This is a genomic window from Clostridium yunnanense, from assembly GCF_016595795.1.
In the GTDB taxonomy this organism is placed as follows: domain Bacteria; phylum Bacillota; class Clostridia; order Clostridiales; family Clostridiaceae; genus Clostridium_AR; species Clostridium_AR yunnanense.
The window spans coordinates 247,732-270,176 of sequence record NZ_JAENHN010000037.1 but is presented as its reverse complement, the minus strand read 5'-3'; the positions used below and the strand labels follow the sequence as shown (position 1 = coordinate 270,176).

The window sequence follows — 22,445 nt, the reverse complement described above, 5'->3', positions numbered from 1 at the left end:
AATATGTTGATGCATTAAGATTAAGAAGCCCATATAACTTAATAGTTGAGTTTAGGAAATTTATATTTTAAATAAAATCTATAAAAGAAATTTTAAACGATTTTGATGTATAAAAGCTTCGTTTGTAGTTATGCACAAAAACCTAGCGTTTTTTATGGAAATTGCATTAAAAAGTGGATAATTATTAACATATTATTAGCATAAAAGATATAATTTATTAATAATTATTGTTTATAATAATATCATAGGATTATGAAATGAATAAGTTAGCAAAATGCCATTAACAAAAGAGCGTTTAATGTTATTGATCCCCTAATAAATAGCAGCTAGATTACCCCAATCTAGTTGCTTTTTAAACTATATAGATGTAAAGGATTTTATGTAAGATAAATACCAATAACAATATCTCGTCTTTGAGGAAGTCCACATAAATACTTATATGTTCAGTGAGAAATGTATCTTTAAATTTCTCGTGGATTGAATGTAAGAATTTTAGAATTCAAAGGGTATTACATATTATTTAATTAATAAAAGTGGAGAGAGAGTATGAGAAAAACATCTAAAAGTATTTTTGTTATCTTATTTGCTATGATAGTTTTTTTTACATTTCAAGTCATTAGTGTATACAAGTATTTTTCTAGCGTAAGGTCTACTCTGAAGAATAATTTCAGTATAGATGTTCCGAAACCCAAACATGAGATTAAGGTGATGTGTGATATACAAAGAATGCCATCAGAAGGAAGAGCCTATTCGGTTTTAGAATATGATGAAAACAATGCTAAAAAACTAAAGGATTTTAGTAAGTGGAAGTTAGTTGATGAAGAAAGTAAGGATGAAGTAAATGAGTTTGTAAATAGGTTTAAAGATTGTCTAGAGGTTAATAATAATGAGAAAGTTGAGTCTAGTAAATATATCCCACAAGTACAGGAAAAGACTTTATACTATTTTAAGTTAAATAAAAATGATTATGCAATTTTACTATTCAATGAAGACGAAAAGAGAATATATGTGTTAGAATATATTGATAGGTTTGAGAAATATAGTATGAGTTTTAAAAATTGAACAGTAGGAGTGATATAAATGAAGTCCTTAGTGGTTTTCTATTCTCTAGAAGGGGATACTAAATTTATTGCAGAAGCTATTAGTAAAGAATTAGGTGGAGAAATTGCTGAGATACAACCAGTTAAGCAAATACCTACAAGTGGATTTAGGAAATACTTATGGGGCGGAAAACAAGTCATGTTTAAAGATAAACCTGATATTGAGGTTATAGATAAGGATTTATCTAAATATGAGCTTATTGTTCTAGGAACTCCAGTATGGGCAAGTAGATTTGCACCTGTGTTCAATACTTTTCTAGAAAAGCATCAAATTGAAAATAAAAAAATTGCTTTGTTTTGCTGCCATGGTGGAGGAAAAGAAGGAAAGACTTTTGGGGATTTTAAAGAAAAGCTAAAAGGAAATGATTTTGTAGGTGAGATGGACTTCGAAGATCCTCTAAAGAAAGATAAAGATGAAAATTTATTAAAAGCAAAACAATGGATAAGAGATATAAAAGATAGATTGTAGTGAAAAATCCCCAATATGACTATAGTAATAGTTATATTGGGGATTAAATTTTAAAAGTAGCAACCAATAACGAAAATATTTCCAAATAATACATAAGAATTATTGATAATAATAAGATAGTTTGGTAAAATAAACACGAACATATGTGCGTGGGTGGTGAAATCTTGAAGATTGTTGCTAAGAATATAGAAATGTTAGCTTGGTTTGATATAAGTGGTAAACCTCATCCTGTAAGTTTTAAGGTTAGTGAAGGTAAAGATTATGTAATTAAGATTGATAGAGTAATTAAGTTATATAAGGAGCGAATAGTAGGAAATGATATGTTTATATTCGTATGCCAAAGTTTAATATCAGGCAATGAAAGATTATATGAGATTAAGTACGAGATGAGTACTTGTAAATGGATATTGTTTAAGTTTTAGGATATGTTTAAGATAAATCTTTGCGTAAACTCATTAAGGATGAACAACTCTAATCCTAAAAAAATAAATTCAATTGTAGAGTTGTTCACCTAAAGAGCGTTGGATGACTAATCAATTAATTTCAACACAGTGCTTTAACAGCGCCAAGTTTTAAAATCTGTAAGTATGATATAAATATTATTAAAGCTTATAAAGCTATAAAGAGTCTAGGGGAGTCCCCTAGACTTATTGAAAAGATAAATATTTTATTCTGAAAAACTGCTCTTTGTTATTAGCGCATTTATATAGCCTTTAAGTTCGCTATCCTCTACAGAGCCGTTTGATAAACCAAGTAATGCTAATACAAGAACTGCTATAGCGTTATTATCTACTCTAACAGTTACTCTATTGTTGCCTATATCTCCAAAGCTGATACTTTCAGTTTCATAGTCGAATTGGCCTTGAAGCTGTCTTTGATCTTGGTCTTGATCCTGATCTTGGTCCTGATCTTGATCTTGATCCTGAAGTTGTCTTTGACGTTGATCTTGGTCTTGAAGTTGTCTTTGATCCTGTTCTTGAAGTTGTCTCTGTAATTGAGCTTGAACTTGAGCTTGCTCTTGTAATTGAGCTTGTAATTGTTCTTGTTTTTGTACTATTAACTGAAGTAGTTCATATACTTCAGAAGGAGTCCTTTGTTTATCACCATTACTATATGCCATTATTTACACCTCATAATTTTATCATATTGTTTGAAGTTTATTAGTTGTAACAGTATTAAAGTTGTCCATTATTGTGGCGTATGAATAAAAGCTATTTACACGTCACTGACTAACTTGGTTAAAAGCCTCATATAAATAAGTCTTATAGTATAATATATGTTTAAATAGCTAATATGTTCTTAGAAATTTGTAATATAGATTAATGAAAATTTTATTATAAAATAGTATATATAAATTTTGAATAATATGGAGTTTGAATAAAGAATGGCGAAGCTCGAATGAATGATAATACTTATATGGAATATCAAGATGTTATTTGTAATAATGGATAAAGATAAGTTAGTTTCCAATAGATATATATAATAAGAATCCTAATTCTGAGCAACATACTAGTGTAATAAAAATTAATTATGATAAGGAGGAAATTATCATGGCAAGCAGAGGAAATAGAATTTTAGTTCCAGAAGCAAAAGACAAATTAAGTCAATTTAAGTTTGAGACAGCAAGAGAACTAGGGGTTAACTTAACTGAAGGCTACAATGGTAACTTGACTTCAAGAGAAAATGGTTCAGTAGGCGGATATATGGTTAAGAAGATTATAGAAAGCTATGAAAATGGTCTTAAATAGTACTTCTTTTCAAGCAGGGTAGAATAAAAAGGTTATTTACATACATTGGTGATATATAGTTACAGGCTAAAAAATAAAAGTAAAGCAGCTCAACCTGGAGCTGCTTTATTGTTGTATAGGAATATAAAAAATTTATTCCTGTTAATACTAGATATTTTAATGGGGTTAGAAGTTTTTTTATAGCTATAAAGCAAAGACTTAAAACTTATTCGTTTGTAAGTTTACTTATATGAATTGGGAAAGACACATGTTCAAAAATAAGCTTATTGAAGAAGGTTGCTTCAGCGACTTGCTTGAAAGGTTAAATAAAAATTGTCTATGTAAAATATTGGAAGGAATTTTAACATTCATATAGAAATAATAATATAAATATATATGTTTTTTAAGGGGTGAGCGAAGTGATAATAATAGCTTTAATATCTATAGGTGCTTTGATAAAGAGTATATCAATGTATTTAAATTCTTCTGCAGTGAAAAATATGAATGCAAATAACTTAAATATTAGAGTAAATAAATTATACTGTATTTATGGAATCGTTCTTATTTTATTCTCTACTCTGATAGCTCTTTTAGGCAGCTATGTAAATGTTGTGAAGGAAAATGTTTTTATTTCATTTATATCAGCAATATTTCTTTGTGTAGGAGCGTATATGGTGTTATATTGGAAAAACGTTGATATATATGTAACTGACAAAGAAATAAAATATATAAGTATATTTAAATCAACAGAAGTTATAAAATGGGATGAAGTAACTGATATTAGATTTAGTTATATGACAAGAGAATTAATTATGGAAGCATACGATATTAAGATAAAAATAGATATTTCAAATTCATCAATAGAGGCCTTCTTAGATATTATGAAGCAAAATATAAGCCAGTACTTTTATACGGATGCTATAGAAAAAGTTCAAAAACATAAGAAAGTTATGCAGCTTAATTAAACCTTAGCAATTATTTATTAAATATAAGGAAGCTGTTAAAAAAATTTCGCTGAAGAGGATTACTTCAGCGAAATTTTTTTATTTAAATCTAGTGAGTATAAATTAAGTTTTACATAAATTAAACCAACAAGTAAGGCTGATTTACATAAAGATACAATGGTGTATAAAGAAAAATATAGATATAAAGAATAAAATTCATTTTTATGAAGAAACTATAGAAAGATGTGAAAAATTCATAAAATATTAATAGAAATTTTACATTGACAAAACAAAACAAATAGTGATAAAATATTTGGTTAATTTGACAGTAAGGTTATTTAGAGGTATAATAGAAATAGGAAAGAGGGTGTTCATATGGAAAAGAGTAAGACATTATCTTCCATAAGGAAAGACATAGAAGGTCATATTGGTGAAAAAGTTATACTTAGAGCTAATGGAGGACGAAGAAAGGTTCTAGTTAATAATGGTGTACTTGAGAGTGTGTACCCAAGTATTTTTGTTATTAGATTAGAAACTGACACCCAAAGGACTGTGACATATAGTTATTCAGATGTATTGACAAAGACTGTACAGCTTGTATTTAAAGGATAATTAAAAACCTCGTTTTGTGGATTTGAAGTTATATATTTATGACTATGTTGCAAGTATAAATTTATTTTGTGATATAGGATTCATAATTATAAACTTTAAATCCCTACGAGGTTTTTAGTTTTTTTATTTAATATAACATAAATATTTTATTGAAAGTTTATTTAAAAACTATAATCAAATTAAACGTTTACAAATAAAACAAAAAAAGAAAGATGGTGGGTTTCCATCTTTCAACTATGGTATAAAAGGGTATTGAGAATTTATGAGAGGTTATATGGTCAATAACCATCTTTATAATACGACATATTTTTTAACTTGTCAACCTAAAAAATAAAAAAACTTGTTTGCTTTCGACAAAATCTGCAGAAATAATTAAGCAAATTTATATAAAAATTTAATCATAAATTTGAATCCTCCAGTGTATACATTATAGTAGGTATATTATGGGAGGGATAAAATTGGCAGGATTAGATGTGATAAAAGAAAATATCGAATGTGAACGACTTTTCAGTATAAGCTCATCTGATGCAGTATTGAAAGGTGAATACTTAATTCCGGATACCCATCCGGACGTGGTGAGGATACTTACCGTAGAGGCTAAACCTGTTATTACTAACAAGGAAGTAGTACAGGAAAGGGTTTATGTTGAAGGACAATTGGAGTACAATGTAATCTATTTAGCAAAAGAAGATGAAGGATTAGGAGTCCATACAATTACTTATAGCGATAAGTTTGCAAACTATATTGATGTTGCCGGCGCTGAACATAGAATGGTATGCGATGCAGAAAGTGAAGTTGAACATATTAATTCAAACATAATAAATGAAAGAAAAGTTAGCTTAGAATGTATTTTCTCAACAAAATGCACTGTATATAAGAAAGATAACTTTGAGTTTGTAAAAGATATTGAAGGTTCTGGCGACATTGAAATTAAAAAAAGAGTTGAAGCATTTGATAAACTTGTTTATGAAAAAGGTTTTGATTTATCAACTAAAGCAAGTTTACAAATTGGAATGGATAAACCACAGATAGGAAAGATCATCAAAATAAATGTGCAGCTTCATAAAAAAGAAATAAGGGCTTTAGAGGGTAAGGTTCAAGTATCTTGTTATTGCAAATTAGATCTATTATACAAAGCCGCAGATTCAAGAGAATTAGTTCCTATAGAGGATGATTTGTTTTTAACAAAAGAAGAAGAGGCAGATAGCGTTTCTTCAACTATGATAACTGATGGTGAGTTCAGAGTTACAGGAACTGAATATAGTATTAGTCAAGATGATTTAGGTGAAGCTAGAACCCTCGATATTGAGGTGCTACTAGGTGGACAACTAAAAGTATACAGCAAAGATGATTTAGAAATAATTGAAGATGCGTATTCTCCAATTAGAAATATGGAACTAAAGAAAGATGATGTGGAGATGACGGTGCTGCATGGTCAAGGAAATAATGAGACTATTATAAAGGACAATCTAGAGCCAGAAGAAAATTCTAATGAACCATTACAAATCTTAAGCACCACAGGAGAAGTAGTTTCATTGGAAAATAAGATTGTTGATAATAAGGTTGTTATAGATGGTATTGTAAATGTTAATGTAATATACAAAACTGCTGATGCAGAGAATAATGTTGCAAATATGAAGTCTGAAATTCCATTCACTACAGCTGTAGATATACAAGATATAAAGGATAATATGAAATCTATAGTGAAAGCGTGGATAGAGAGTCTTCAGGCATCCATAGAAGCACATACAATTGCAATAAAGGCAGTTATAAATGCAAGCGCTAAAGTATATCTTTTGAGCAAAAAGCAATATATTTCAGAAGTAGAAGAAAAAGAAGGCGAAGTTGCAGGTAAGAAAGCATCTATAACAATCTACTCAGTACAAAAGCATGACACTCTTTGGAGTTTAGCTAAGAAATTTAATACTACCATGGCTGAATTATTAAAGATAAATAATTTAGAAGGACCAGATTCAATTTGCGTAAATCAAAAGCTTATAATACCTGGAAGAGCTGTGATATAGATTCTATAGACAATTAATATTAATTTATAAATGAACTTTTAAGTGAGAGTATGCTTAAAAGTTCATTTTTTTTGATGTAAAGAAAAGTGTGGAAATTTTATAGCTATTAAACCTACATATTTCAATCGATGAAAAGACCTGTTGTTAAAAATTGAAAGTATTTTTTATATATTGGTAGGTAAAAATATAATTACTGCTGTTTTATGTAGTAGTACTATTACTTTAAATTATGAAGGACATTTATAACAAACCTAATTGTGAAAGGCTTTATTTATTCTCAGTAAAGGATATGTCAATTATTTATGGAGATCGTATATACTCTGCTTGATGTAATCTTGGTTACTAACTTCCATAAAGATAAATAACTGCTAAGTAAAATTTATTTGTCGAGCGAAAAGCCATTATGATAGTTAAGTTTATATTATAAAAGCTTTATTTAATAGAAATAGAATTTTTATTAAATAAAGCAATAACGATAAAAATGAAACGACGATTAATGTGTTTATCTGGAGGTAACTGGTAAATGAATAAATCTAAGGAACATGGTTAAAATAGAAAAATGAATGATTAGAGGTGATTTTTTGGTGAATATAAAATCTGAAGGAAATTTAATCATTATAGGAGGAGCAGAAGATAAAGAAGGAAATAAAGAGATATTAAAATATGTATGTTCTAAAATAAATAAAGAAAATGATGTATTAGCTGTGGCTACCATAGCTACAGAGAAACCTGAAGACGCAAAAGATAAATATAAAAAAGTCTTTACAGAATTAGGAGTTAAAAATATAGAGATATTGGATGTGCAACATAGAGATGATTGTACTCTGCAAAAAAATATAGATATAGTAAGAAAAGCTTCTATCATATTTTTTACCGGAGGAGATCAGTTAAGAATAACAAGTATAATTGGAGGAACGCCAATATATCAGGAGATACTTAGTGCTTCTGAAAGAGGTTGTTATATGGTTGGGACTTCAGCAGGAGCATCTGTTATGAGTGATACTATGATTGTGACTGGTGATGATGAAGAATCCCCTAGAAAATGTACTTTAAAAATGTCGCCAGGTCTTGGACTTGTGAAAAATATCATAGTAGACCAACATTTTTCTCAAAGAGGAAGAATAGGAAGACTTTTAGGTGGAGTGGCACAAAATCCTCAGGCTTTAGGAATAGGCATTGACGAGGATACTGCTATAGTTATACGTAAGGATGATCATCTTAAAGTTATAGGTTCAGGTGCAGTGTATATTTTGGATGGAAGTCAGATAACATATACAAATGTTTCTGAGCAGCATCAAGATGATTTGCTTAGTATTTTTAATGTAAAAATGCATGTTCTAGCTAAAGGACATAGATTTGATCTAGTTAGTAAGGCACCTTTTGAGGAGGAAAGTAATTAAAATGAAGCTTATTAAAGAAATAGTTTATGATGGGAAAAACATATATTCCCATAAGAAGTGCATAAGAGCAGATGTTGATTTGGAAGGTTATTGTGAGATTCCAAGTAAAGATATTCCTAATTTTAATGATACTCTTGTAAAGATGTTACCAGAATTAAATAAGCATAGATGTGGAATTGATGAGGATAATGGATTTGTAACGAGACTAAAAGAGGGTACATATCTTGCTCATATATGCGAGCATATTACTATTGCTATTCAAAATATATTAGGTATAGATGTAGCTTATGGGAAAGCGCGAGAGATAAAAGATGACCTGTATTATATGATAATTCAGTATGAACATAAAAATACGGCATTAGGAGCTATATATCTTGCGATTGATTTAATAAATTCTTTGATAGAGCAAAAAATGATTAACTTAGAGGAAAGGATAGAATGCCTAAAGAAAACAATGTCACAAGAGATGATGGGGCCAAGTACTAAAGCTATTTGTGATGCAGCACAAAAAAGAAAGCTTCCAGTTCTTAAGCTTGGAGATGGTGGAATGTACCAAATAGGGTACGGGAAGCAAGGGAAAGTTATAGCGGCAGCCTTAGGAGATTCTACTAGATGCATAGGAGCTGATATAGCTTGTGATAAGATGCTTACAAAACAGCTTTTAAAAGCTCAATTTATCCCTGTTGCTATAGGTGAAAAAGTATTCAATACTATAGATTTATTGCAAAAAGCTGATTATATAGGATACCCAGTAGTATTAAAACCTCAATTTGGAAACAAGGGTAAAGGGGTTATACTAAATATAACTGATCAAAAATCGTTACTTAAAGCTTATAAGGCTATAAATGATGATTATGAAGATATAATTATTGAAAAGTATATAAAAGGGCAGGATTATAGAGTCTGTGTCGTAAACAATAAAGTCATAGCTGCTGCAAGAAGGTTACCTCCATTTGTAATAGGAGATGGAACTACTAATATTAAAGACTTAATAAGAAATTTAAATAGTGATCCTAGAAGAGGGGAAAAGCATGAAAAGCCATTAACAAAAGTTAAGATGGATGAATGTTTAATTAACTGTATAAAAAAACAAGGTTTTAATATCTCATCTATACCAGTAAAAGGTGAAAGAGTGTCTTTGAGAGAAAATGCTAATTTATCTACCGGAGGTATATCAATAGATTGTACTGATGAGATATGTGAAGAAAATATAAAGTTATGTATTAGAGTGGCAAAAACCATAGGTTTAGATATTTGTGGGATAGATATATGTACAGAAAATATATCAGAACCAATCTTAGGTAGAGGAATAATAGTTGAGGTGAATGCAGCTCCTGGAATTAGAATGCATCATTACCCAACCTTTGGCGAAGAGAGAGATGTAGCTGGGGCAATAGTAGATATGATGTATGAAGGAAATCCTAAAAACATACCAGTTATTTCTGTAACTGGTACTAATGGCAAAACTACTACAACTAGGTTAATATCTCATGTAATAAGTCTTATGGGATATAGTGTTGGTATGACAACAACTTCAGGTGTAGTTATTAATGGAGAATATATTGATACCGGTGATGATACTGGTCCTAAAAGCGCAAAATCGGTATTGTTAAATAGAGATGTGGATGTAGCGGTGCTTGAAACTGCTAGAGGTGGAATAGTTAGAAATGGATTAGCTTATGATGTTGCAGATGTAGGTGTTATAACAAATATCACTGAAGATCATCTTGGAATAGATAATATAGATACAATGGAACAATTGGCTTTTGCCAAGGCTTTAGTTGCTGAAGCCGTTAAAGAAGAAGGGTATGCTGTTATAAATGTAGATGATATATGGAGTGTTAAGGTTTTAGATAGAATAAAAGATAAAAAGAAGATACTATTCTCTATGAATAGAGATAACCAATATATTAGAGAAAATATTATGCAAGGCAATCCTGTTGTTTATGCTTCTGATGGAGCTATATATGTTGAAAATGATAATAAAAGATATACGGTATGTATGATAAAAGATATCCCAATAACTAAGAATGGTAATTTAAAGTATAATATATATAATTGTTTAGCTGCATGCAGTGCATTAGTTGGTATAAATTTAGATTATGCGATAATTGCTAAGGGTTTAACAACCTTCTTTAGTGATGAAAACTCAAATCCAGGAAGGTTTAATGAGTATGATATAAATGGAACTAAGATTGTTTTAGATTATGGGCATAATATAGATGGGTATACTTGCGTTTTAGATGCTCTAAAAAGCATGCCTCATAATAGATTAATAGGAGTAATAGGTGTTCCAGGTGATAGAAACGATGACAGTATACAAAGATTAGGTGCTCTATCAGCTCAGTTTCTAGATAAGATATATATAAAAGAAGATTTAGATAAAAGAGGGCGGAGAGAAGGAGAGGTTGCAGATATTCTCTTAAAAGGTGTATTGGAATATAAAACACAAAAAGACATACATGTAATACTTGATGAAGTAGTAGCATTGGATAATGCTTTAAGTGATTCAATTCCTGGCGATGTAATAGTAGTATTCTTTGAAGAGTTTGAAAGGCTTGTTAATTATATCAAAGATAAGTCAGAAGAAGTAGTTGATTTAATCGAATTAGAAAATGTAGTTCATATGTAAAAAATTATTAGTTATAATTAAATAATCAAAGAGATCTACATAAAAACAACAGTGTGGTAGCTTAATTTAAGCTTCAGCTGTTGTTTTTTACTGTATAGGAAAGTGTAAAATTATCGTAAACCCAGTTTAGAGTTGTTTTATTGATTATATAAGATGAAATCCCATAAAACTATATATTGCATTTATTGCGATAAAATATATAATTATTATAGAACAAGGGGAAGGGTTGAAAATAAATGATACTAAAAGCTTATGCTAAAATAAATATAGCCTTAGATGTTATTGGTAAAAGAGAGGATGGTTATCATTTATTAAGAATGATAATGCAAACAATTGATTTATATGATGTTGTTCATATAAATAAAGAATTGAATAGTAATGATATAATTATAACTTGTGATAATCCCTTTATACCAACTGACGGTAGGAACCTTTGCTATAAAGCGGCTAAACTTTTTAAAGAAAAGTATAATATTTCAAGTGGAGTTAAAATTGATATAATAAAAAAAATACCAATGTCTGCAGGTATGGCTGGTGGAAGTACAGATGCTGCTGCTGTAATTAAAGGTATGAATGATATATTTGAAATCAATGCAACTGAAGAAGAACTTTTGGCTTTGGGGCTCCAGATAGGTGCGGATGTGCCTTATTGCATGAAAGGTGGAACAGCGCTTTGTGAAGGAATAGGAGAGCAAATTAAGCCTCTTAAGTCTTTTAAAAATTATATATTAGTTGTTGTTAAACCTCCATTCGGTGTATCCACTAAAGAAGTATATGGGTTACTTGATGTAAAACGTATATATAAGCACCCTAGAATAAACAATTTAATACACGAGATGAACTCAGGTAATATAAAGTTTGTAGCTGAGAATATGAAGAATGTATTAGAAAACGTAACTATCAGAAAACACCCTTTAATAAAAGGAATAAAATATAGTATGATTAATTTAGGTTGTTTAGGAACATTGATGAGCGGTAGTGGACCTACGGTTTTTGCTTTCTTTGAGGACATGGTAAAGGCTCAAAATTGTTATGACAAAATGAAAGAAAGATATAGAGATGTATATATAACTAGAACAATTTAAAATAAAGATGTATAAAGTAAAACCCCTTTGGCAATAATTACAAGTGTCAGGGGGTTGATTTTTTATGAAAAAAATATTATTTATTGTAACTATTATATTCTCATTAACTATAGGTATATTTTCCTATAATACTTTAAATAAGATAACGGTATATGGACAGGAAGATGGAAGTTCCGTAAGTGATGAAATAAAAGATAAATTAATAAGATTTCACGTAATAGCAAATAGTGATGATAAAAAGGATCAAGAATTAAAGCTTAAGGTAAGAGATGAGATACTAAAATATATAACTCCAAAGTTAAAAGACTCAAAATCAATAGATGAATCAAGGAAGATATTAAAGGAAAACGATGATCAAATCAAGAAGATAGCAAGTAAAGTAATAAAGGATAATGGTTATAGTTATTCGGTAAATAGCACCTTAGATCATGAAAATTTCCCGGTAAAAACTTATGGTAATATAACACTGCCTCAAGGCAATTATGAAGCTTATAGAGTTATAATTGGATCTGGGAAAGGACAAAATTGGTGGTGTGTTATGTTTCCACCTATATGCTTTATTGATATAACAAAGGGACAAGTGTCCTATGATGAAACTGAAAAGCAAATGAAAAGAGTTTTATCAGACAAAGAGTATGACGAAGTGGATAATCAAAGTAAAGTAGGGAAAGATAGCTCTAAGGATAAGGTAGAATTCAAATTTAAAATAAAAGAAATCTTTGATGATATTGTAAAAAAAATATAGCGTAATAAGGTTCTGTTTCTAACGATTAATTTGTTTCGAAATAGAACCTTAAAATTTTTTATAAATAAATATTTTATTTAATACTTGAATAAAGGCATTAAAATTATTAAACTATTATATAGTTGTAATTAATATGCTTACAATGCAAAAAAGCGTGTGTAGGCTAGGAGGAAAAGATGAAGAAGAAGGCAATAATTTCAATAGCAAGTAATCAAGTGCCAGCTGATAAAGAAGATCTTATTGAAGTGGTAACTCCAGGGGAGTTTTTAATTAAAGAAGATGGATATGAAGCAGTATATGATGAAACGGAAATATCTGGTATGGAAGGAACAAAGACTAAGATCTCTATAACTTCGAATGAGTTGATTCTTGAGAGGGAAGGTACTACTGCAACTAAGATGAACTTTCAAAAAGATAGTAGTTCAGTAAGTCTTTATAATACTCCTTATGGAATGTTAGAACTTAAAATAGATACTAAAGAGTTGAAGATAGACATAGATGAGTATGGTGGAGATGTATTTATTGATTATGATTTAAGTGTAAGTGGTCAAGAAAGCAATAATACTCAACTGAAAATAAATATAAAGACAAAAAACTAAGATATAACAGATCGGCTGTTTTTACACTGTTTATTAAAAAAATAGAGAAAAACTTATGGAAAGGTTTGGTGTTTGTTATTTGCGATTCTTTACTAAAGGAATTGTCTATAACAAATTCTAAATCTTTTTTAGCGCAAAGAAAAGATTTAGCTTTATACCGATTAAACCTATATATTTCAGTGTGGTTACAATCTTCTTTGAATATACAGTGGAAAACATAAACTTTATAAGTGAGATTGTAAATATTCACTGTTAAGATAACAAACTAATTATGTTATATGTATTAGTGCAAATCCTCATAATATAAAAATATAAATTTAGTGAGAAGGAGTTTAATCAGCAAATCAATTGGCAATAATTACAATATAAGTAGAGGTGAGGAAGTTGTATGGTAGATACTATAAAATAATTGAATTGTTATGCCAGTATCATGGAATTGACATAAATGAACACAAAGACTTTTTGAGAAGCAGAGAAAATAAATATATGTTTTTGTTATTGATGAAGAAGTATGATTGCATAAAAAAAGAAGAACTGTTAAACATATTGAGAGCTAAGTCTTCTAGAAGCATTAATTATAATGTGAAAAAGGCTGAAGAAAAGTTTTTGATAAATAAAGAATTTAGAGATAAATATCTATATGTTGAAGAAGAAATAGAAAAAATGCTATAAAAACATAAAAAAAAGACTAGAATAAGAATCTGATATGTGATAAAATACTATCATTGTGTTTAAGACAACAATTATCCATCTTAAATGGTGGGTAATAACTATTATAATAAATAATTATTACAGTGTCAATAGTTTTTTTAAATAGATTCTTAGGAGGAAAAAGTATGAGCAAGAGAACCACAAAGTATGTATTTGTCACAGGGGGAGTAGTTTCATCTTTAGGTAAGGGAATCACTGCTGCGTCTTTAGGAAGATTGCTTAAGAATAGAGGAATGAAAGTATCAATACAAAAGTTTGATCCATATCTAAATGTGGATCCAGGTACTATGAGTCCATATCAACATGGAGAAGTTTTCGTAACAGATGATGGCGCTGAAACAGATCTTGATTTAGGTCATTACGAAAGATTTATCGATGAAAATTTGACTAAGAACTCAAATGTAACTACAGGAAAAGTATACTGGTCTGTTATCTCTAAGGAAAGAAAAGGTGAATACTTAGGCGGAACAGTTCAAGTAGTTCCTCATATAACTAATGAATTAAAGAATCGTGTTTATAGAGTAGCTAAAGAAAAAGATATAGATGTAGTAATAACTGAAATTGGGGGAACTGTTGGAGATATTGAATCACTTCCTTTTTTAGAAGCTATAAGACAAATTAAGTATGAAGTTGGTAGAGAAAATGTGTGCTTTATACATGTTACACTAGTTCCTTATCTAGGAAAAGCAGGAGAGTTAAAGACTAAACCTACTCAACACTCAGTTAAAGAATTAACAGGAATAGGTATACAACCAGATATTATTGTTTGTAGAGCAGAGAAACCTTTATCAGATGATATTAAGAATAAGATAGGTTTATTCTGTAATATAGATGGAAGATCAGTTATACAAAATCTTGATGCAGAAGATTTATATGAAGTGCCACTTATGCTACATAATGAAGGTTTAGATAAATTAGTTGTTGAAAAGTTAAATTTAGGATGTTGTGATATTGATAATACACAATGGTCTCAAATGGTAGATAGAATAAAGAGTATTTCTAAAGTGACTAAGATAGCTTTAGTTGGTAAGTATGTAGAGCTTCATGATGCATATATTTCCGTAGTTGAAGCTTTAAATCACGGCGGATTACATAATGATTCTAAGGTTGAAATAGAGTGGATAAATGCAGTTGATGTTACTGCCGACAATGTAAATGCTTTACTTTCAGGAGTTGATGGTGTTTTAGTGCCAGGAGGTTTCGGAGATAGAGGAATAGAGGGCAAAATAGAAGCTATAAGATGGGCAAGAGAAAACAAAAAGCCATTCCTTGGTATATGTTTAGGTATGCAATGCGCTGTTATTGAGTTCGCTAGAAATGTTCTTGGATACACTGGAGCTAATTCATCAGAAATTGATCCGGAAACTAGTTATCCTGTAATTGATTTAATGCCAGAGCAAAAAGATGTAGAAGATCTTGGCGGAACTATGAGACTTGGATTATATCCATGTAAATTAGAAGAAAATTCTTTCTCGAAGGTAGCTTATTCAGATAGTCTAATATATGAAAGGCATAGACATAGATACGAATTTAATAATGAGTTCAGAAGTTCAATAGCAGATGCGGGAATGGTGATAGCTGGAACATCTCCAGATGGAAGACTCGTAGAAGTGGTAGAGATAGCAGACCATCCTTGGTTTGTAGCTGTTCAATATCACCCAGAATTGAAATCAAGACCTAATAGACCACATCCATTATTTAAAGATTTCATAGGTGCTGCTATAGCTAATAAATAATATATTTAAGTTTAGGTTTAACAAGAGGGGCTCTTGTTAAACCTTTTTCTTAATTATTTTAATATAAAGTTTAAGTGAGTTACTTATGTAAACAAAAAGTAACTGTTTATTTTACTAAAAAACTATACATTTTGTATATAAATAGTGAATAAAATTATCATTATTACTCAATAATTATATATATGAAAAAAATACTTGAAAATATGTTTCTAATAAAGCATAATATAAATGCTAATTGTATTATATATGTTACTGGAGCTAAATTGTGTTTAGTACAGAATAAATGTTCAAAAGACCAAAGTTTTTCTTGTTAGTCATTTCTAAATATTTTCAGTACTAATAAATAAAAACCAAGAAATTTCAAAATAACAGATCGATAAAATGTAATTTATGGATTAATAATATTCCTCTTAATATATTATTATGTTTATTTATATTGATTGCAGGCTGATATTTAGTATATTACAAAAACTTCAAATATGTAACAATTCAAAAATTTCAAATTAATAAGTTTGGAAGACTTATATGTTTTAGATTTTAGATATAATTAACCTTATATTTTCATTTCTATGTATTTCCTTTATTGATTCCCTTAAAAAAATATGGAGGTGTCATTTTGACAGCAGAATTTTACGAAAAGAAAACCTTAACTGAGCTAAGAGATTTAGCTAAAGATTTAGGGATAAAAAATATTTCAAAAAAGAAAAAAAGTGAGCTTATTGAAGAAATAGTTAAAAGTTCTCCGAATGTTATAAATAAAGATGGGGTTGAACTAAGAGAAAAAATTGCCCCTAAGTCAACCGATATAGAAAAAGAAGCAAAAGTAGTTGATAGACCTGTAGAAAGAATAGAGGAAGTAAAAGCTATTACTGAAAAGGTTGAAGAGCAACAAGAAAATGTAAGTGAAGAAAAAGTAGAAGAAAAGAAAGAACGATTAAAGGAAATGATCAATACCTCTAATTCAGCTAGAGGAATATTAGAGATAATGGAGACAAACAATTTTGGATTCTTAAGATGTAGGAATTATTTGACTTCAGATCAAGATATATATGTATCGCCATCTCAAATAAGAAGATTTAACTTGAGAACTGGGGATGAAATTGAAGGTAAAGTAAGAGAAGCAAAAGAAGGCGAAAAATTTAAGGCTTTATTATATGTAGAAAGAGTTAATGGAGAGAGACCGGAAACTGCTATTGGAAGAAAATACTTTGAAAACTTGACTCCTATTTATCCAAATGAGAGATTAAGATTAGAGACTAATGATGAGAAGGACTTATCATCAAGACTTATGGATCTTGTATCGCCTATAGGTAAAGGACAAAGAGGAATAATAGTTGCTCCACCGAAGGCTGGTAAAACAACTTTACTTAAGAAGATAGCGCAAAACATATCTAGAAATTATCCAAGTGTTACATTGATGGTTTTATTAATAGATGAGAGACCAGAAGAAGTTACGGATATGCAAAGAAGTATACATGGTGAAGTAATATACTCAACATTTGATGAGGAACCAATAAATCATACTAGAGTGGCTCAATTGGTTTTAGATAGAGCTAAAAGAATGGTTGAACACGGCAAGGATGTAGTTATTTTGCTAGATAGCTTGACTAGGTTATCTAGGGCTTATAACTTGACAATAAATCCAACAGGAAGAACTCTTTCAGGAGGATTGGACCCAGGAGCTCTTATAATGCCTAAGAAATTTTTCGGTGCAGCGAGAAAGATAGAAGAAGGTGGAAGTCTTACAATACTTGCAACAGCTCTTGTTGACACAGGTAGTAGAATGGATGATATGATTTTTGAAGAATTCAAGGGAACTGGAAATATGGAAGTTCACTTAGATAGAAAACTTCAAGAAAGAAGAATATTCCCAGCTATTGATATCTATAAGTCTGGAACAAGAAAAGAAGATCTACTTCTTAATGATGATGAAAAAGAAGCAGCATATGCTATAAGAAAAGTAATGTATAGAGAAGGTAATGTTGAAAGTATAACTGAAAAATTGATTGCGTTACTTTCAAAAACTAAAAATAATAAAGAATTCTTAAATATGTTTGATAAAAGTATTTTAGATAACAATTCAAGATAAAAATAAACAGGCTGTAAGTAAGGATACTTACAGCCTGTTTATTTTTCTAGTATATTATCAGCTAACGAAACTATAGCTTCTAATGAAAATTCTGAAGAAAGTCTGTAAAGGTTTTTCTTTAAAGTCTGTAACTCTTCAGGGCCTTCTATTAATTTGTCTAAGGAAGAATTTAAGTCTTTGAGATTATCCACATATATAGCACAACCTTCATTGGTTAGAAATTCAGTGTTTTCTGTTTCTTGACCAGGTATTGCGAAGGGAATCACAAGTGGTAAGTTTTTGACTATTGATTCTGTAACTGTGAGTCCACCGGGTTTTGAGATAATAATGTCGCTGTAATCCATTATTGCAGATATATCATTGGTGTAACCAAGGATATGAATTTTTTTATCTTTAATAGGAGACGAATACGAACTTAGAAGTTTATTTTTCAGGTTAGTATTCTTTCCACAAACAACTGTTATCCTAAGTTTATGTTTATTATTCACTAGTTCCTTAAGTACATAATATATATTTGTAAGTCCCATACTACCGCTCATAAGAAGTATATTGAAATAATCAGAATCTTTTACTTCTGCATATTCATGATTTTTAGTGTAGAATTCTCTTCTTATTGGAATTCCGTAGGGAAATATTAAATTAGAGTTTATCCCACGAGAAATTAAGTCGTTTTTTGTATACTCACTTCCGGTTACATAAGCATCTACATATTCAGATACATAAGTATAATGAGCTTTAAAGTCAGTTACTACAGAAATAAAAGGCAGTTCTGTAAGCTGATTTTTTTTAAGCATAGATACTACATTTATTGTAAAGGGGTGAGTGCCTATTATTAGATCGGGTTTGTTTTCGTCTATAAATTTTAGTAGTTTTCTTGAGGTTTTCCAAAAGGAGACTTTTATTATGTTATTCATAGATTTTATATTAGTAGCTTTGTAAAATGTACCGTAAAGGTTGGGTGCCTTTGTAGCAAATAGTTCATAACCTACAACGAGAACATTATTAAGTAATTTACTGCTATTATATAAAAAATCATATTTAATAACTTCATATCCAAACTGGGAAAAGGTTTCAACCAAAGAGTCTGCCGCCTGATTATGACCTTGTCCTGTAGATGCTGTTAAAATAAGAAGTTTCTTCATGTTTCTCACTCGCTTTGCTGATAAAATAATATAAAAATTGTTTTTAGAATATAGGTTTAATTTAATTTATATTTTAACATTTATTTCATAATAAAGATATAAAATTTCGTTTTATACCAGAATCTAGAAGTTAGAACTATTAAGTAACTAACAAATATATGAGAAAAAATCAGTTGATTTGGTTAAGGTTAACAATTATATAAGGCATCTTCAAAAATAGCTAATTAGGTACTAGCTATTTTTGAAGATGCCTAAATTCCAAACAAAAATGGGAAAGAGTTTATCTTTCCCACGATTGCTACTTTTCAAGACCAAATCTCTTCTTGAATTTATCAACTCTACCGCCAACATCAATGATTTTTTGTTTACCAGTGAAGAATGGGTGGCATTTAGAGCATATTTCTACTTTAAGTTCTGATTTAACTGAACCAGTTGTAAATGTGTTTCCACATGCGCACTTAACCACAGCATCGTTGTGGTATTCTGGATGTATGCCTTCTCTCATCTTGTTCACCTCTTTCGAAATAAATACTGTCGCTTTTGCAACTACTAAAGTATAGCATGACATAATACGTGAGTCAATAAGGAGGTAATAATAAATATGTCTATTAAACTACAGTTATGACATTTCATGATTGATGAAGAATATTTTACTAATTGACCAATCAATTATAAACAAAATAGAATAATCTTATGTATAGTATAGATAATAAATAAGATTTGATAATTGATAAGCTAATTCTACATGAATCTATATTTTAATAGATGCAGGTAGAATTAGTTTGCTTTGAAATGTAGAGCTTCCTTATATAATATAATATGTTCTTAAGACTGTAATATATTTAGATAAATTTAGAATGTAAAATTAATATATGAAGTGGTTCATCTATACATATAATGATATAATCATATCAAACACGTTTGAGGATGAAAAAAGGAGATTATTTTATGAGTAAATTATATTTTAGATACGGTGCTATGAATTCAGGCAAGTCAACTCATCTTATGCAGGTGGCATATAATTATGAAGAGAGAGGAATGAATATTTTAATTATAAAATCATCTACGGATAAAAAAGGTGGAGACAAGCTAGTATCTAGATTAGGTGTAGAAAGAACTGTAGATTTACTTGCTAAAAAAGATGACAATATTTTTGAAAAAGTATCTCAATGGGTAGAACTAAATGGCAAAATACACTGCATCTTAGTGGATGAAGTTCAATTTCTAAAAAGCTACCAAATAGATCAGCTACTTGAAATTGCTGTAGTTAAGGATATACCTGTAATATGCTATGGTTTAAGGACTGATTTTCAAATGAATGGTTTTGAAGGTAGTGAAAGACTACTATTAATTGCACATAGTATAGAAGAGATGAAGACCATATGTAACTGTGGAAATAAAGCTATATTAAATGGTAGAAAGATAAATGGTCGTTTTGTTTTTGAAGGTGAGCAAATAGCTATAGATAATGTTGATGATGTAGAATACGAGTCTTTATGTGGAGATTGCTATTTTAAATATAAAAAAACAAGGAATGAATAACTATAAAAATATTTAGTATAAAAGGATGGTATATATGAGGAAAACTAAGGTTGGAGGCCAGGCGGTACTTGAAGGAGTTATGATGCGAGGGGCTAGTGGTTTAGCAACAGCTATAAGAACTCCTAATGGAAATATAGAGGTTGATTTTAAAAACACTGTACCAGTATCTAAAAGATATAAGATACTTGGTGTGCCTGTAGTAAGAGGTTTTATATCTCTTGTGGATTCTATGGTGGAGGGTATCAAATGTATTAATTACTCTGCATCTTTTTTCGAAGAAGAGGAAGAACCATCAAAGTTTGATAAGTGGATAAATGATAAGTTTGGTGAGAAAAGTAATGATATAATAATGGGGTTTACATTATTGATATCTTTAATATTTTCAGTTGCGCTATTTGTAGCTATACCTACTGCAATTACTTCATTGTTCAAACATTTAGGGATAGGTGTAGTAGGACTCAATATGATTGAAGGTGTAATAAGAGTAATAATACTTTTAGGATATATGTATATAATAGGAAGACTTGACGACATAAATAGATTGTATCAATACCATGGTGCTGAGCATAAGACTATATTTTGTTATGAAAATGAGATGGAACTTACTGTGGAAAATGTAAAGAAGTTTGAAAGATTTCATCCAAGGTGTGGTACTAATTTTATGCTTCTAGTAATGCTAGTTAGTATATTTGCTTTTTCTTTTACTGGGTGGAACTCGCTTCCGGAGAGAATACTATCTAGAGTGATTTTGCTACCTTTAGTTTCTGGAATAACTTTTGAACTTATAAGATGGATTGGAAAAAGCGAAAGTTTCTTATCCCAATTAATAGCAGCACCAGGGTTAAAGCTTCAGAATCTGACTACTAGGGAACCAGAGGATGATCAAATTGAAGTTGCTATAAGAGCGCTTAAGGCAGCTGAAGGAATAAAGGATGATGAAACTATTGGTAAGCTGCTCAGTAAAGGTAATGAAACGCTTAAAGCAGCGGAAATAGATAGTTATGTTTTGGATTGTCAACTTATTTTAGGAAAAGTAATAGAAAAAGATAAACTTTATTTAATTACTCATAGGGAAGAATTGGTTGAAGAAGAAAAATGCAAAGAATTCTACGCTCTAATTGAGAAAAGAGAAAATAAAATGCCTATAAAGTATATTCTTGAACAAGCAGAGTTTTACGGAATAGAGTTACATGTTGAGAAGGGTGTTTTAATACCTAGAGCTGATACGGAGGTTTTAGTGGATGAAGTTTTGGGTATAATTAAGGATGGAGAAGTAATTGACTTATGTGATTTGTGCTGTGGTAGTGGTGCTATAGGTATTGCCATAGCAAAAAATCAAGAAAATGTTAAGGTAGATTTTATAGATATAGAAGATACTCCTGAGTTGGTTACTAAAAGAAATATAAGTGAGTTAAGCCTAGGGGGAAGATGTAGATTTATAAAAAGTAATCTACTAGAAGAAGCCATAAAAGAAAATAAGATTTACGATATAATTGTATCTAATCCACCGTATATTAAGGAAGATGTTATTCCTACATTAATGGAAGATGTTAAGGATTATGAACCTATCATAGCTCTTAGTGGAGGAGAAGATGGTCTTAATTTTTATAGAAGAATAATTGATGAAAGTATTCAGGTTCTTAAAGAAGGTGGAACAATAGCTTTTGAAATTGGATATGATCAAGGTGAAGCTGTAAAAGAATTACTAGTTGAAAAAGGATATAAAAATGTTAAAATAGTTAAGGACCTGGCATCGCTTGATAGAGTTGTAACTGCAAATAGATGATGTAAGTCAAATGTTACCGAACGGGGACAACTTTAAGACGGAAACTATAGTTTAAGGATAAAATGGTCTGTATATATTTCCTATTGATATGATAGGAATATA

Annotated in this window: 20 protein-coding genes; 17 read left to right on the top strand and 3 right to left on the bottom strand. The window is 29.9% G+C overall.

Features of this window, described 5'->3' with window-relative positions; genetic code table 11:
* The first annotated feature begins 546 nt into the window (after nucleotides 1–546).
* The 3 genes from JHL18_RS12650 (at nucleotide 547) to JHL18_RS12640 (ending at nucleotide 1,991) form a co-directional block, all read left to right on the top strand.
* Nucleotides 547–1,062, top strand: a complete 516-nt coding sequence (locus JHL18_RS12650) for a hypothetical protein (protein ID WP_200269674.1) — start codon at nucleotides 547–549, stop codon at nucleotides 1,060–1,062.
* An 18-nt stretch (nucleotides 1,063–1,080) separates the two neighbouring features.
* On the top strand, nucleotides 1,081–1,569 hold the full coding sequence (locus tag JHL18_RS12645; RefSeq protein ID WP_200269672.1) for a flavodoxin family protein: 489 nt from the start codon (nucleotides 1,081–1,083) through the stop codon (nucleotides 1,567–1,569).
* Between the two features lie 164 nt (nucleotides 1,570–1,733).
* Nucleotides 1,734–1,991: a hypothetical protein gene (locus JHL18_RS12640; protein WP_200269670.1), complete on the top strand. Its 258-nt coding sequence runs from the start codon at nucleotides 1,734–1,736 to the stop codon at nucleotides 1,989–1,991.
* A gap of 245 nt (nucleotides 1,992–2,236) precedes the next feature.
* Here JHL18_RS12640 and JHL18_RS12635 read toward each other — a convergent pair whose 3' ends face one another.
* Nucleotides 2,237–2,689 carry a hypothetical protein gene (locus JHL18_RS12635; RefSeq protein ID WP_200269668.1) on the bottom strand — a complete coding sequence of 151 codons (453 nt, stop codon included), beginning with the start codon at nucleotides 2,687–2,689 and terminating at the stop codon, nucleotides 2,237–2,239.
* A gap of 430 nt (nucleotides 2,690–3,119) precedes the next feature.
* Here JHL18_RS12635 and JHL18_RS12630 point away from each other — a divergent pair, with 430 nt between their 5' ends.
* The 12 genes from JHL18_RS12630 to rho all read left to right on the top strand — a co-directional run bounded on the left by JHL18_RS12630 (nucleotide 3,120) and on the right by rho (nucleotide 17,873).
* Nucleotides 3,120–3,317 carry an alpha/beta-type small acid-soluble spore protein gene (locus tag JHL18_RS12630; RefSeq protein WP_183278749.1) on the top strand — a complete coding sequence of 66 codons (198 nt, stop codon included), beginning with the start codon at nucleotides 3,120–3,122 and terminating at the stop codon, nucleotides 3,315–3,317.
* Between the two features lie 398 nt (nucleotides 3,318–3,715).
* A complete protein-coding gene (locus JHL18_RS12625) occupies nucleotides 3,716–4,261 on the top strand; it encodes a hypothetical protein (RefSeq protein WP_200269666.1) in 546 nt (181 codons plus the stop codon).
* A gap of 354 nt (nucleotides 4,262–4,615) precedes the next feature.
* Nucleotides 4,616–4,852 carry a Veg family protein gene (locus JHL18_RS12620; RefSeq protein ID WP_183278747.1) on the top strand — a complete coding sequence of 79 codons (237 nt, stop codon included), beginning with the start codon at nucleotides 4,616–4,618 and terminating at the stop codon, nucleotides 4,850–4,852.
* 458 nt (nucleotides 4,853–5,310) lie between these two features.
* On the top strand, nucleotides 5,311–6,876 hold the full coding sequence (locus JHL18_RS12615; protein WP_200269664.1) for a DUF3794 and LysM peptidoglycan-binding domain-containing protein: 1,566 nt from the start codon (nucleotides 5,311–5,313) through the stop codon (nucleotides 6,874–6,876).
* Nucleotides 6,877–7,460: 584 nt separating this feature from the next.
* Nucleotides 7,461–8,276, top strand: a complete 816-nt coding sequence (locus JHL18_RS12610; protein WP_420839224.1) for a cyanophycinase — start codon at nucleotides 7,461–7,463, stop codon at nucleotides 8,274–8,276.
* Between the two features lies 1 nt (nucleotide 8,277).
* A complete protein-coding gene (gene cphA / locus JHL18_RS12605; protein WP_200269660.1) occupies nucleotides 8,278–10,908 on the top strand; it encodes a cyanophycin synthetase in 2,631 nt (876 codons plus the stop codon).
* A gap of 236 nt (nucleotides 10,909–11,144) precedes the next feature.
* Entirely contained in the window at nucleotides 11,145–11,993 is an 849-nt protein-coding gene (ispE, locus tag JHL18_RS12600; protein ID WP_200269658.1) for a 4-(cytidine 5'-diphospho)-2-C-methyl-D-erythritol kinase, read from the top strand.
* A 64-nt stretch (nucleotides 11,994–12,057) separates the two neighbouring features.
* Nucleotides 12,058–12,738: a stage II sporulation protein R gene (gene spoIIR, locus JHL18_RS12595; protein WP_200269656.1), complete on the top strand. Its 681-nt coding sequence runs from the start codon at nucleotides 12,058–12,060 to the stop codon at nucleotides 12,736–12,738.
* Between the two features lie 176 nt (nucleotides 12,739–12,914).
* Nucleotides 12,915–13,337 (top strand): YwiB family protein, encoded by a 423-nt coding sequence (locus tag JHL18_RS12590; RefSeq protein WP_200269654.1) that lies wholly within the window; start codon nucleotides 12,915–12,917, stop codon nucleotides 13,335–13,337.
* 384 nt (nucleotides 13,338–13,721) lie between these two features.
* The gene (locus tag JHL18_RS12585; RefSeq protein WP_207753016.1) at nucleotides 13,722–14,009 is read left to right on the top strand and encodes a hypothetical protein; all 288 of its coding nucleotides are present in this window, start codon (nucleotides 13,722–13,724) and stop codon (nucleotides 14,007–14,009) included.
* Between the two features lie 164 nt (nucleotides 14,010–14,173).
* On the top strand, nucleotides 14,174–15,784 hold the full coding sequence (locus JHL18_RS12580) for a CTP synthase (RefSeq protein ID WP_200269650.1): 1,611 nt from the start codon (nucleotides 14,174–14,176) through the stop codon (nucleotides 15,782–15,784).
* Between the two features lie 616 nt (nucleotides 15,785–16,400).
* Nucleotides 16,401–17,873, top strand: a complete 1,473-nt coding sequence (gene rho / locus JHL18_RS12575) for a transcription termination factor Rho (protein ID WP_200269648.1) — start codon at nucleotides 16,401–16,403, stop codon at nucleotides 17,871–17,873.
* 38 nt (nucleotides 17,874–17,911) lie between these two features.
* Here the strand turns inward: rho and JHL18_RS12570 are convergent, their stop codons facing one another.
* Nucleotides 17,912–19,015 carry an MGDG synthase family glycosyltransferase gene (locus JHL18_RS12570; RefSeq protein ID WP_200269646.1) on the bottom strand — a complete coding sequence of 368 codons (1,104 nt, stop codon included), beginning with the start codon at nucleotides 19,013–19,015 and terminating at the stop codon, nucleotides 17,912–17,914.
* Nucleotides 19,016–19,313: 298 nt separating this feature from the next.
* Nucleotides 19,314–19,520, bottom strand: a complete 207-nt coding sequence (rpmE, locus tag JHL18_RS12565; protein WP_183279837.1) for a 50S ribosomal protein L31 — start codon at nucleotides 19,518–19,520, stop codon at nucleotides 19,314–19,316.
* A 443-nt stretch (nucleotides 19,521–19,963) separates the two neighbouring features.
* Between rpmE and JHL18_RS12560 the strand changes: the two genes are divergently transcribed.
* Both JHL18_RS12560 and prmC read left to right on the top strand, forming a co-directional pair.
* Nucleotides 19,964–20,557, top strand: a complete 594-nt coding sequence (locus tag JHL18_RS12560) for a thymidine kinase (RefSeq protein WP_200269644.1) — start codon at nucleotides 19,964–19,966, stop codon at nucleotides 20,555–20,557.
* Between the two features lie 34 nt (nucleotides 20,558–20,591).
* Complete coding sequence (prmC, locus tag JHL18_RS12555) at nucleotides 20,592–22,343, top strand: peptide chain release factor N(5)-glutamine methyltransferase (RefSeq protein ID WP_200269642.1); 1,752 nt, start codon at nucleotides 20,592–20,594, stop codon at nucleotides 22,341–22,343.
* Nucleotides 22,344–22,445 lie beyond the last annotated feature (102 nt).

Bases quoted from the DNA above. Each gene is read 5' to 3' on its own strand.
- JHL18_RS12650 (WP_200269674.1), top strand. From the start codon at position 547: ATGAGAAAAACATCTAAAAGTATTTTTGTTATCTTATTTGCTATGATA.
- JHL18_RS12645 (WP_200269672.1), top strand. From the start codon at position 1,081: ATGAAGTCCTTAGTGGTTTTCTATTCTCTAGAAGGGGATACTAAATTT.
- JHL18_RS12635 (WP_200269668.1), bottom strand. From the start codon at position 2,689: ATGGCATATAGTAATGGTGATAAACAAAGGACTCCTTCTGAAGTATAT.
- JHL18_RS12630 (WP_183278749.1), top strand. From the start codon at position 3,120: ATGGCAAGCAGAGGAAATAGAATTTTAGTTCCAGAAGCAAAAGACAAA.
- JHL18_RS12620 (WP_183278747.1), top strand. From the start codon at position 4,616: ATGGAAAAGAGTAAGACATTATCTTCCATAAGGAAAGACATAGAAGGT.
- cphA (WP_200269660.1), top strand. From the start codon at position 8,278: ATGAAGCTTATTAAAGAAATAGTTTATGATGGGAAAAACATATATTCC.
- ispE (WP_200269658.1), top strand. From the start codon at position 11,145: ATGATACTAAAAGCTTATGCTAAAATAAATATAGCCTTAGATGTTATT.
- spoIIR (WP_200269656.1), top strand. From the start codon at position 12,058: ATGAAAAAAATATTATTTATTGTAACTATTATATTCTCATTAACTATA.
- JHL18_RS12590 (WP_200269654.1), top strand. From the start codon at position 12,915: ATGAAGAAGAAGGCAATAATTTCAATAGCAAGTAATCAAGTGCCAGCT.
- JHL18_RS12580 (WP_200269650.1), top strand. From the start codon at position 14,174: ATGAGCAAGAGAACCACAAAGTATGTATTTGTCACAGGGGGAGTAGTT.
- JHL18_RS12570 (WP_200269646.1), bottom strand. From the start codon at position 19,015: ATGAAGAAACTTCTTATTTTAACAGCATCTACAGGACAAGGTCATAAT.
- rpmE (WP_183279837.1), bottom strand. From the start codon at position 19,520: ATGAGAGAAGGCATACATCCAGAATACCACAACGATGCTGTGGTTAAG.
- JHL18_RS12560 (WP_200269644.1), top strand. From the start codon at position 19,964: ATGAGTAAATTATATTTTAGATACGGTGCTATGAATTCAGGCAAGTCA.
- prmC (WP_200269642.1), top strand. From the start codon at position 20,592: ATGAGGAAAACTAAGGTTGGAGGCCAGGCGGTACTTGAAGGAGTTATG.